Here is a 10,345-nt window from a genome sequence, read left to right as displayed (position 1 = left end):
CCCACAGCAGGCGGAATCCCTGGCAGCCGGAGTGCGGCAATTTCACACTATCTTAATGGTTCGAATCCTTGCTGATACTGGGGCGAGACAGGTATTTCATCTTTCAACCTTTAGTTGTAGCATAAAAAATAGCCACCAACCTAATGGTGACCATTTCTAATCCTTATTATGACGGTGCATCCGTTATCGTCCAGACCAGCGTCGACGAGTAGCTCCCTGGCACGATAGCTGCATTTGCCAGTTTCAATTTCAGTGAGGCGCCCGTCGTCGTTCCCAGTGAAGGTACCGACGAATCGTTAGCACTCGAAGCGACAACTTGCGCCTCACCCGACAACGGTAATAACTCTTCGCCATTGTCATAACTCAGAGTCGCTGCCAGGTTATGACTCCCATTGCTGAAAGGCGTCGTCTGCTGCAGGGTGATGCTCATTGCTGCCTTGTCCCGTCGATTATCCGTCACGGAGAGTAAATCGGCGCCGTCAACCACGTTTCCCGTGATCTCCTGATTGACGTTGTCATAGGTCAGCGTCCCAAAGTCTACCGCGTGGGCCGTGGCTTCTAGCTGGCCATCTATGAACCCCAGGGTAATGCCACCACTTTTGAAGATACCAAGATCCGCCCCACTGCTGTCATAGCCTTGAATCTCAACATCGGCAGTAAAGTTAAGATTTTTCGTCTCCATCGAATCGAATTTAAATGAAAAGGTATGCGTCTTCTCCGTTTCGAAATCAAGTCCACTGGCGACAATGTAGGTGTCACCATTAACACTCGCCACCGAGTAAGCCTGATTCTCACCATCGATGGTCAAATATGTGTTTTTAATGTTAGCTGGCACCTTCAACATAAGATCGCCATCATATAACTTAGAATTGACGTTATTTTCCGTGATCGTCCCAGAGATTTTAACGGTGTCACCACTCGTGATGTTTGTGACGGCATTGTCCGTGTTGCCAGCATTATCCGTCAGATTCTCCACACCAGTCTTAAACGTCACGTTAGGCGTCCGGTTAATGTTGACGTTTAACGTTGCCTTGTTAGTCGTGATCGTATCCGTCTTACTCCCCGTTCCCAAGGTTAGGACCGCGTAGTACTTTTCTTTATCATTTTTCGCAGTCGTCACGGGCGTCGTATAACTACGACTGGTGCCATTCGCCACAACGGTATCGTTCCCGGCAGTATCGATTTTATGCCAAACGACTGACGTTGGGTCTGCGTCAAAATTCCCCAAAATATTAAAGGTGGCAGTCTTTCCCTCATCGACAGTCTGGTCATCGATCCCCCCACCGATTTCGATAACGGTCTGCCCGCTAACGGTTGAGCCGTCATCGTTGGTCATGGTTCCTATGACGGTAACCTTACCCGATTTGCCATCGGTATTCGCCGTGACGACCCCGGTAGTACTGTCGATAGTCGCTAGACTCGTGTTGTCAATGCTCCACGTGACGTGGCCGGTCGCATTAACCGGTGTCGGCGTGGCATCAACTGTCGTGGTCGTGGCCGCGGACTGGTTGTTATACAGATAGTTGCTGTCCGCAGTCACGTCAAGTTTCGTTGCCGGAATTGGCGACGGAACGGCGGTCACAGCAGCGACGCGTGAGTAATACGTGGTCGTCCCTAATATTGGCGGTATTAGCCCCGAATAGTACTGAAAGGATTGCTGATAGTAAGTCGTCCCAACCGTGGTGGGCGTTACGGTCAGATTGGCCTTGATCCCCGCGTTCACCGTCGTCCAGGTGGCCCCTTTGTCAGTCGAGGTGTACCACTGAAAGTAATCGTTTGCAAATACGTTTATGGCGTCCAGAACCGTGTGCCCGGTTGCTGTTGTCAGCGTCGTCGGCTTGTTCACGACAACGTATTGGTCCTCCGGCTGCAGGCTAAATCCCGTATTCATGTAAAAACCTAAGACACTGGTGGCATTGGCACTGGGCTTACCCTTTCCGGGAATGGTGGTCGTGGTGGCTGCATGGACGACCTGAGTCCCACCCAATCCAAGCGTCATTACCGTTAACATTATTGCCAAGAGTCCCTGCCATTTCTTATTTATCATCGTCCAACCTTCCCTTCCCACAGGCCGTGATGCCCTAGCGACTTTATTGAGGTGGTCATCTATTGACTATCCTGAAAGGATGCAACGGGTGGCCTCAATCATTTACTTATCGGTTCTATTAGCGTTAGTTCTATTTTATACTATGATTTTTATACTAACTATTTAGTCATTGATTTACCTACACACTACCTTATAAAGACTATTAAGATGGTATCTACTATGTTTATCAGCTTCAGACGCGCTCATATTATCAAACGTTACATATTCTAATATTTGTCTGGTTATATTATACTTATATTTACACCTGAATACCATTAAAAAGGTAAATTATCTTTGCCAACCATTACTTATGCCATCATTAATCGGACAAAAAATAAGACACGAAACCGATCCTTGGTTTCGTGTCTTATTTTTAATTCACATTCTTCTGGTGGGAATGGTCAACGCCAGAACGAAGATCCCAGTTTTCCTTTGACCTTCTCTAAATCACGGACTACGTAGCGATTGAAATCAATCTCGCTAGTTAAATTTATCCCGATTTGTCGCAAAAAACTCCGCGTACACCTGGACTTCCGGCAACTCATACCAGCGTTTCGTTATGACCGGCACCGTGTCCAGGTCATAGATCTTAGCACCCTTCAGCGCCAACAAAAATGGTGAATGGGTCGCAATGATAAACTGGCAACCAAAGAACCGCGCACTGTCCGCTAATAGCCGGACCAACTCCTGCTGTCGCGCGGGTGACAGCGAGTTCTCGGGTTCATCGAGTAGATAGAGCTGATTGTCTTGGATCCACTGGGCGAAAAACTGCATGGCACTTTCCCCATTGGACCGCTCCGTGACGTTTTTCTGGAGGTGCTCCCGCGTGTAGCGCGATTGCGTCTTGCGCCGGGCCTCCAGTGTCTTTCGCAACTCATCATAATCATCCAGGTTGCGGTAGTGAAAGTCGCCGAATTTGTGATCTAGATAGTCCTTAAAAATGTCCTCCCGTTTGTCGTCGATGCCTTGATTCAGCGCGCGCAGGTTCAACATGTGATTGAAGACCTCGTCACTGGTCATGATGGCTGACTTTTCTGGTAACGGCACGTGCATCGTATAGTCGCAGAGCGTCAGGTAGTCTTCAAAAAAACTCGATCGATTATATAACGTCCCCCGCGTTAAGCCGAGCTTCTCAGCAATGATGTTGAGCAGACTCGACTTGCCAGACCCGTTGTCCCCGTACAAAATGGTCACTGGCTCAAACTGTAGCGTTGGCACCTGCTTATCTGGAAACAGCTGAAAGGGGTAGTAGTCCGAAAACGCCCGACTCTTCTGCTTCAGGAAGAAGTCCCACTCATCATTTTCACTTGCTAAGGTAAAGTCCTCTAAATAGAGCATCCGCCATCCTCCTCTGGGCCTTTACCTCTATGGTACCAGACTGGTAACGGCAGCACCACGCTAAGGCGACCTCAGCCAACGCAAAAAATCCGACAGCTACATCAGTGTCGGCAAATTTATTCTCTCTCTAATTCTCACGACGCGGCGGCTGATGCGCGCGTCTCCTATACTACGCTGAGTATGTATCCTCCGGTAGCCGTAACAATTGCGGCCGACTGAAATAATAGCCTTGCTTGAGACGAATCCCCAAACGTTTGCTCAACCGGTTATCGGCTTGATCTTCGATGCCTTCCAGAACCATTCGCAAGCCGTATTCGGCACTGATGGCTCGCCAAAAACGAATCTTCTGCTGAATGTTCGGGTCCTTGAATTGCTGGTTAAAGTTCTGCAGGGCAAACTTAATTTCAGAAGCCAATGGCAGCAGTTCTTCAATCTCCCAGAAGTAGTTGTCCCCCGTCCCAACATCATCAAGCGATAATTCCATGCCACGGTCTAAAAAGGACTGTAGCTGTGGAATCAGGTCGTGGGTCTGGTACTCCTGCGGGCCATCGTCTTCGGTCAGTTCAACCACTAATTTTGTCGGATACAGTTGCTCCTGACTCTTAATGATCGCATTAGCGATTGAGGTCGTCATCAACTGCTCGCGGCTGACGTTGACCGAACAGTACCGGACCTTGAGCGACAAAACGCGCGTCGTTTCAACCAGCAGGTCGGCCGTAATCTGGGGATCAATGTCCACAAAAGATTTAGGCAGACGCCACCCTTCCGGCGTTAACTGCTTCATTAAAAGTTCGTAGCCGAAGACCGTCTTGGTGGCGGTATCAATTTGCGGCTGAACAAAAAAACGATAAACTGGTGTCAATAAGCGTTCCCCCTTAACTATTAAGTAATAAATTATCTTTAAGCGTAGTACACTATACTAGGTTAATTAATGACAGAAAGAAATACTCAATTTCGCGAAAGTGACCCCCTAAACAGTTTAACCCGCGATTTCTTTGTAAAATATATGCTATACTAAGTTAACTAATAGCAGAAAGAAATGATTAACCTATGAAAGTCGTCGTTATTGGCTGCACCCATGCGGGGATTGCCGCCGTCAAAGAAATATTGACCTACTACCCCGACGCAGACATTACCGTCTATGAGCGCCAGTCTGAAATTTCATATTTATCTTGCGCTTCTTACTTACAACTTGAAGGCACAATTACAACCATTGAAGATGCCCGTTACGCCGACCCCGAGGACTTTGTGAAGCAGGGCGTGCACATGAAGGTCAACCACGACGTTGTGCGCGTTGATGCTAAGGCCCACACGTTGCTGGTCCAAGATTTATTGACGAAGAAGCTAACGAATACAACCTATGACAAATTAATTATGGCCACCGGCTCGATCACGGCAATTCCGGCCATCCCCGGCATTGAAAACGCCAAGGTCCAACTATGTAAAACGTATGACCAGGCCCATGATCTGTGCGACTACGCCCCAGATTCCAAGCGCATCGCCATTATTGGTGGCGGCTACGTGGGGGTCGAGTTGGCCTCAGGTTACGTGACTTCGGGCCACGAGGTACTCCTGATTCAACGCCCAAGCAACCTATTAAACGCGTACGTTGAACCTTTGATAGCCGACAAGGTCGCTGATGTGTTGAAAAAACGCGGCGTCCATTTGCTGACTGATACTCAGGTGACGGCCTTTAAGGACGCGCCAAACGGTAAGCTCCTGATCAACACGGAACACGGCCAGGATTACGAAGTGGATATGGCAGCCATTAGTGCCGGCATGATTCCCCAAACCGACCTGTTGCAGGGTCAAGTGGCCATGGCGAAAAATGGCGCCCTGTTGACGGACGATTACATGCAAACGTCCGACCCCGATATTTTAGCGGCTGGCGATGCCGCCATGTGCCACTACAATCCAACGGGCGAAGATGCCTATGCCCCACTGGTTTCGCATGCGATTCGCCAAGGTGCGCTAGCCGGGATCAACACCTTCGAGCGCCGGCTGCGGACGATTGGCACCCAGATTACGACTGGGATGATGATCTTTGACTACACGGTCACCTGCACGGGAATGACCTTAGCAGCAGCTAAGGCAGCGCGGTTAAATGCGGCTAGTGTGGTCTATGAAGGTCCCTACCGACCAGAATTCATGCCGGACGCCTACCCGGTCACGGTGGAATTGGTTTACGACCGGAATACGCGGAAGATTCTGGGGGCCCAACTGATGTGCGAACACGACGTCTCTCAGGCGGCCAATACGGTCTCTGCCTTAATTCAGAATAACGGCACGATCGACCAGCTGGCCTTTCTGGACATGTTGTTCTCGCCAAACTTTAACGACACCTATAACTACCTGAACTTGGCTGGCCAATTGGCTGTGAACCAGGAAAAAGGGTATTTGCGAACTTAAATGGCTACAATTCAATAGAAAATATCTAAAGCAAGTCACCAGCAATGAAAAGTTGGTGACTCGCTTTTTTGAATTAACGATTTGTACAGTATTAGTTTCACTCGACCATTTTCGAATTTGATTATATCGCAGCCCTGTTTCAGGGGTAACACGCTTACGTTATTTTTTGAACTGAAACTAAATGACCTTCTTGCATCGTTACTCGAACTATTGCTGCAAAAGGAAGCGTCCGAAAAAATTCATAGCCCTGTCCTGGATAGGCTAACTCATAGACACTACTAAGCGCTGTACCATGTGTTCCAACAGCTATATAGCCACCAGGTAATCCTTCCATGAAGTGCAAATACCTTGCCTGCACTTGATGAATAGATTCCCCTCCAGGTAACGTAAAATTCATATTCTCCCATTGCCGTTTAACATAATCTGAAAAATCTGGTAACCATCCCGGTAACCGTCTTTCTACTAACTCATTGGTTACTTGAACCCTCATACCTAATAAGGTTGCCAATGGTTGCACCGTATCCAAGGACCGCCGTGTGGAACTGCTATAAATTTCTGTATATCCGCTCTGCTTTAACTTTTCGGCTACTGCTTCGGCTTGCAGTTGTCCATTGGCTGTGAGTGGGCGTAATCGATCATCGTGAATGCTAACATCTGGCTCACCATGTCGAACAAAATCAATGACTACCATTTGCATCTCTCCTTGTCGCAATCCGACTGTTTCATATTCTCTCTATAGCTAAAAAAGTGTGTTTCTCAGTTTAGAAGAGCTCCAACTAGAGACTAACCAATTCTATATGACTATCCTGACGCCTCTTGCTGACATTTTGAGGGTAGACGGACGCCCGAAAATCAGTCGAGCCAACCTCATCTATTCTCTTTGCAACTGAATTTTTCACCAGTAGCCCCATAATGATGTCTTCCCACAACTACTTGTGACTCAGACTTTTGACCAGCAACCGAGCGACCGCCTTAGCTGAGAATGGATTCTGTCCCGTAATCAACTGGCCATCTTGAACGGCATACTCACTGTAAGCGCGATGCTTGCTGAACTTGGCGCCACGCTTCTCGGTCTCGACTTGATTGAAGAAGGGAACCACTGACCGTTTGCCCGCTAAGATCTCTTCGGACTTGGTAAAACCAGTAATCTTCCGCCCAGCAATCAGGTAAGCTCCGTCAGCTAATTTTACGTTCAACAGCCCGGCAATTCCGTGGCAGACTGACGTGACGAACCCGCCATTTTCATAAATATCGGCAGCTAAATGCTGCAATGTTTGGTTATCTGGGAAGTCCCACATAACGCCGTGACCACCCGCGTAGTAAATTGCCGCGTAATCGGCCGCGTTCACCTGGTTTGGCATAAGCGATGCAGTTAAGCCGCGTTGCTGAAAATCGGCAGACTCGTAGAAATCCATGACCTCATCGTCCGTGTGTTTCATGCTCCGGGGGTCCAACGGCACAAAACCGCCCTTGGGACTCACGTAGTCCACCTGATACCCCGCCTGCTGCAAAATCAGCGCAAACTCGGTTGCCTCTCCTAGCCATAAACCAGTGGGATCCGTAGTCGTGCCATAACGGGTCGTATTCGTTAGCACAATCAAGATTTTTTTCATAGTTGCTGATTGCATTTCATAATCTCCTTAACGTGATCAAGTAGGGTACTCAATTTATCAATCTCAGTCGTCCGGTGGGTGAGATAATAGAAGTTTTTCGTCCCCTCACGCCGATAATCGACTAGCTTAGCCTCTTTTAAAATTTTCAAATGGTGCGAAACGGCTGGCCGGGATAGTCCGGTAACGCCGACCAGATCAGTTACCTGTAAGCCACGATGAACCACCTTTTGATCAAGCAACGAAATGATGATAGCCTGCCGCTTCTGATCACCCAAGGCGATTAGAAAATCACTAGACTTCGTAAATTCGTGTTTGAGTTTCGTTAAGTTCGACATATTCCCCTCCATTAGTTCATCATTTTAAACCATTAAACCATTTTATATTTCCGATGTCAAACACTTGTATTCAGGCGTTTTATCCGTTGACATTTTAAAATTGTTCGATTAATATGTCGTTTATTGGTTTAAAAATATAAACAATTCAAAAGGGAGCAGACATCATGCCCAAAACGATGAAAGCAGCACTGATTACGCACTATAAGCAAATGGCCCCAACTATCGAATCCGTCCCCATCCCGCTACTCAAGCCAAACGACGTCCTCATTAAGGTCAAGGCCGCTAGTATCAACCCGGTCGACCTGAAGATTATGGCGGGCGGAATGAGAATGCTCCTCAAGTACCAAATGCCCTTGATCATTGGCAATGACTTTGCTGGTGAAATTGTGGCCGTGGGAACGCAGATCACACAGTTTAAGCTAGGTGACGCCGTCTACGGTCGGCCACGCAAACAGCGGATCGGTACGTTTTCGGAATACTTTGCCACTGATGTAGCTGATATTGCGCTCAAACCTGTTAACCTCAGTTATGAGGAGGCGGCCGCAATTCCTTTAGTTGGATTAACCAGCTATCAAGCACTCCACGACCTGATGGACCTCCAACCAGGAAAAAAAGTTCTGATTCAGGCCGGCGCTGGTGGGATTGGCACGCTAGCCATTCAACTCGCTAAGGAGTTGGGTGCGGAGGTGACCACGACAACTAGTCAGAAGAATATTGATTTTGTGAAATCACTGGGTGCAGATCGCGTGATTGACTACCACCACGAAGACTTTGCGGACATATTAACGAACTACGACGCCGTCTTTGATACCCTCGGTGGAAAGCAGTTGGAACGAGCCTTCCGCATCGTCAAACCAGGTGGCCAGGTTGTGAGCATCACCGGATTACCAAACGAGCGCTTCGCCAAAGAATTTAGTCTCCCCCGTTGGAAACAGTGGCTATTTCGACTGGCGACCCAACGACTACATCGTTTAGAAAAGCAAACACAGGTACATTATCGCTTTCTCTACATGTGGCCCAGCCATCAGGAATTGATGGTACTGACTCGGCTGATTGAGTCTAATCGACTACGACCAGTCGTGGACCGAGTCTTTCCCTTTGCGGAGCTAGCGCAAGCTCTACAATACTCGCAAAAAGGACATGCCCAGGGAAAAATTGTCGTGCGAATTGGGGAGTAGCCCATATGTGTTGGGTGCTAATTTAGTGTATAACTCGTTTTCAAAATTAAAAAAATAAATCATTTACAAAAGCCATACCTGCTGGCCATCAAATCCTTACGTACGTTCGCTATCCTTAAAACAGTAGCCAAAATACACGTACCACTTACTGGAGGATTTCGATGACTCATCACCTACACCGCACTTTAAGTCTTAGCATGCTGACCCTGACGCTAATGGGTATGGGAACGCCAGTCGTAACTAGCCTGGCCGCAACGATTCCAACTGACCAGCCGGCAACCAACGCGCCCAACCCAGTTGATCCAGACTTAGCGCCAATTATGAATGGTGCGAAGATGCCAGAAGCCATGGCCCTTCCCCCCGTACCAGCAAATGGACAACCTGGCTCACGAATCGCACTGTCAAAAGATAAAAAAGGATACAATGCCAACACTCGTGATTTAGGCGGTTATCTAACTAAGGACAAAACTAAGAAGATCAAACCCGGAACTTTGTTTCGCTCGGCACAGCTAACGAAGCTTAATAACGAGGATGCCGCTAAACTTGCAAGCTTCAAAATTGGCCTAATCATTGATCTAAGAACACCCCAAGCCCACCTTTCAAAGATTGATGCACCTATTGGCCAAGGTAAGTCTAAAGACGACTCTATTTACTCCCAAGAGGATGACGATGCTCTATCCGGGGTCGATCACTACAATCGAAAAAATGGTGGCTCAATCGCGTTTAGTCCTACCGCATTAACCGGCTATCACGACTTCTTAACTGATCTGCTGTCTGCTGAAGCTCCCGTTCTATACCACTGTAAACACGGTAACGACCGAACTGGAATCGCAACGGTCATTTTAATGTCTGTCCTGGGAATGAGTAATCAAGACATCATTAACGACTACTTGATGTCCAACAATTATGTCGATAAGAAGGTCAACTACGATTGGCTTAAGACCTACTTTAGTCAGATTGATGAGCGCTTTGGTGGCATGGAAAACTACATCACTAGTAAGGATGGGCTAAACTTCGGCGCAGCCCAACAAGACGCCCTGAAGGCCAAGTACTTAGTCGCTTCTGGAATGACCAAGCCAACTGAAAAACCAATTGGACCAAACAATGTAACATCTGGTTCTGAAACGCCTTCCATTCCAAGTACTGTGAAGCCAGGACCTGTGAAGCCTTCTATTCCAAGTGCTGTGAAACCTGGAGCTGAGAAGCCCTCCATTCCAAGTGCTGTGAGACCTGGAGCTGAGAAGCCCTCCATTCCAAGTACTGTGAAACCAGGACCTGAGAAACCCTCTATTCCAAGCGCTGTAAAACCAGGTCCTGAGAAGCCCTCTACTCCAAGTGCCGTGAAACCAGGACCTGAGAAACCTTCTATTCCAAGTGCCGTGAAAC

9 protein-coding genes are annotated in these 10,345 nt (G+C 48.0%); 3 read left to right on the top strand and 6 right to left on the bottom strand.

All coding sequences use genetic code 11. The annotated features are described in order from the left end of the window. Positions 1-166: 166 nt before the first annotated feature. From FC99_RS00680 to FC99_RS00670, 3 genes are all read right to left on the bottom strand, one after another. Positions 167-2,047: a hypothetical protein gene (locus tag FC99_RS00680; RefSeq protein ID WP_156166910.1), complete on the bottom strand. Its 1,881-nt coding sequence runs from the start codon at positions 2,045-2,047 to the stop codon at positions 167-169. Positions 2,048-2,566: 519 nt separating this feature from the next. Beyond that, positions 2,567-3,424, bottom strand: a complete 858-nt coding sequence (locus tag FC99_RS00675; RefSeq protein ID WP_048733572.1) for an AAA family ATPase — start codon at positions 3,422-3,424, stop codon at positions 2,567-2,569. Positions 3,425-3,593: 169 nt separating this feature from the next. Continuing rightward, entirely contained in the window at positions 3,594-4,286 is a 693-nt protein-coding gene (locus FC99_RS00670; protein WP_048733574.1) for an EAL domain-containing protein, read from the bottom strand. A 188-nt stretch (positions 4,287-4,474) separates the two neighbouring features. On the opposite strand from FC99_RS00670, the gene FC99_RS00665 reads away from it, so the two are divergent. Continuing rightward, positions 4,475-5,833: an FAD-dependent oxidoreductase gene (locus FC99_RS00665; protein WP_048733575.1), complete on the top strand. Its 1,359-nt coding sequence runs from the start codon at positions 4,475-4,477 to the stop codon at positions 5,831-5,833. A gap of 154 nt (positions 5,834-5,987) precedes the next feature. Here FC99_RS00665 and FC99_RS00660 read toward each other — a convergent pair whose 3' ends face one another. From FC99_RS00660 to FC99_RS00650, 3 genes are all read right to left on the bottom strand, one after another. After that, positions 5,988-6,524 (bottom strand): histidine phosphatase family protein, encoded by a 537-nt coding sequence (locus tag FC99_RS00660; protein ID WP_048733577.1) that lies wholly within the window; start codon positions 6,522-6,524, stop codon positions 5,988-5,990. Positions 6,525-6,762: 238 nt separating this feature from the next. Continuing rightward, positions 6,763-7,446: a type 1 glutamine amidotransferase domain-containing protein gene (locus FC99_RS00655; protein WP_048736312.1), complete on the bottom strand. Its 684-nt coding sequence runs from the start codon at positions 7,444-7,446 to the stop codon at positions 6,763-6,765. Further along, positions 7,443-7,781, bottom strand: coding sequence for an ArsR/SmtB family transcription factor (locus tag FC99_RS00650; protein WP_048733579.1), 339 nt, complete (start codon positions 7,779-7,781; stop codon positions 7,443-7,445). Before FC99_RS00650 ends, FC99_RS00655 begins: the two co-directional genes overlap by 4 nt. A 164-nt stretch (positions 7,782-7,945) precedes the next feature. Between FC99_RS00650 and FC99_RS00645 the strand changes: the two genes are divergently transcribed. Together FC99_RS00645 and FC99_RS00640 are read left to right on the top strand one after the other, a co-directional pair. Beyond that, on the top strand, positions 7,946-8,959 hold the full coding sequence (locus tag FC99_RS00645; RefSeq protein ID WP_048733580.1) for an NADP-dependent oxidoreductase: 1,014 nt from the start codon (positions 7,946-7,948) through the stop codon (positions 8,957-8,959). 161 nt (positions 8,960-9,120) lie between these two features. Continuing rightward, on the top strand, positions 9,121-10,345 hold a 1,225-nt coding region (locus tag FC99_RS00640), incomplete at its 3' end, for a tyrosine-protein phosphatase (protein WP_191982034.1).

Origin of the sequence: Levilactobacillus koreensis JCM 16448 (assembly GCF_001435525.1) — a bacterium.
Classification (GTDB): domain Bacteria; phylum Bacillota; class Bacilli; order Lactobacillales; family Lactobacillaceae; genus Levilactobacillus; species Levilactobacillus koreensis.
Note: the sequence above shows the minus strand (reverse complement) of the source record. Positions and strands in the feature narration are given on the sequence as shown.

What these genes read in the sequence shown, in the direction of transcription:
- FC99_RS00680 (WP_156166910.1), bottom strand. Translation starts at nt 2,047, where the DNA reads ATGATAAATAAGAAATGGCAGGGACTCTTGGCAATAATGTTAACGGTA.
- FC99_RS00675 (WP_048733572.1), bottom strand. Translation starts at nt 3,424, where the DNA reads ATGCTCTATTTAGAGGACTTTACCTTAGCAAGTGAAAATGATGAGTGG.
- FC99_RS00665 (WP_048733575.1), top strand. Translation starts at nt 4,475, where the DNA reads ATGAAAGTCGTCGTTATTGGCTGCACCCATGCGGGGATTGCCGCCGTC.
- FC99_RS00660 (WP_048733577.1), bottom strand. Translation starts at nt 6,524, where the DNA reads ATGGTAGTCATTGATTTTGTTCGACATGGTGAGCCAGATGTTAGCATT.
- FC99_RS00655 (WP_048736312.1), bottom strand. Translation starts at nt 7,446, where the DNA reads ATGAAAAAAATCTTGATTGTGCTAACGAATACGACCCGTTATGGCACG.
- FC99_RS00650 (WP_048733579.1), bottom strand. Translation starts at nt 7,781, where the DNA reads ATGTCGAACTTAACGAAACTCAAACACGAATTTACGAAGTCTAGTGAT.
- FC99_RS00645 (WP_048733580.1), top strand. Translation starts at nt 7,946, where the DNA reads ATGCCCAAAACGATGAAAGCAGCACTGATTACGCACTATAAGCAAATG.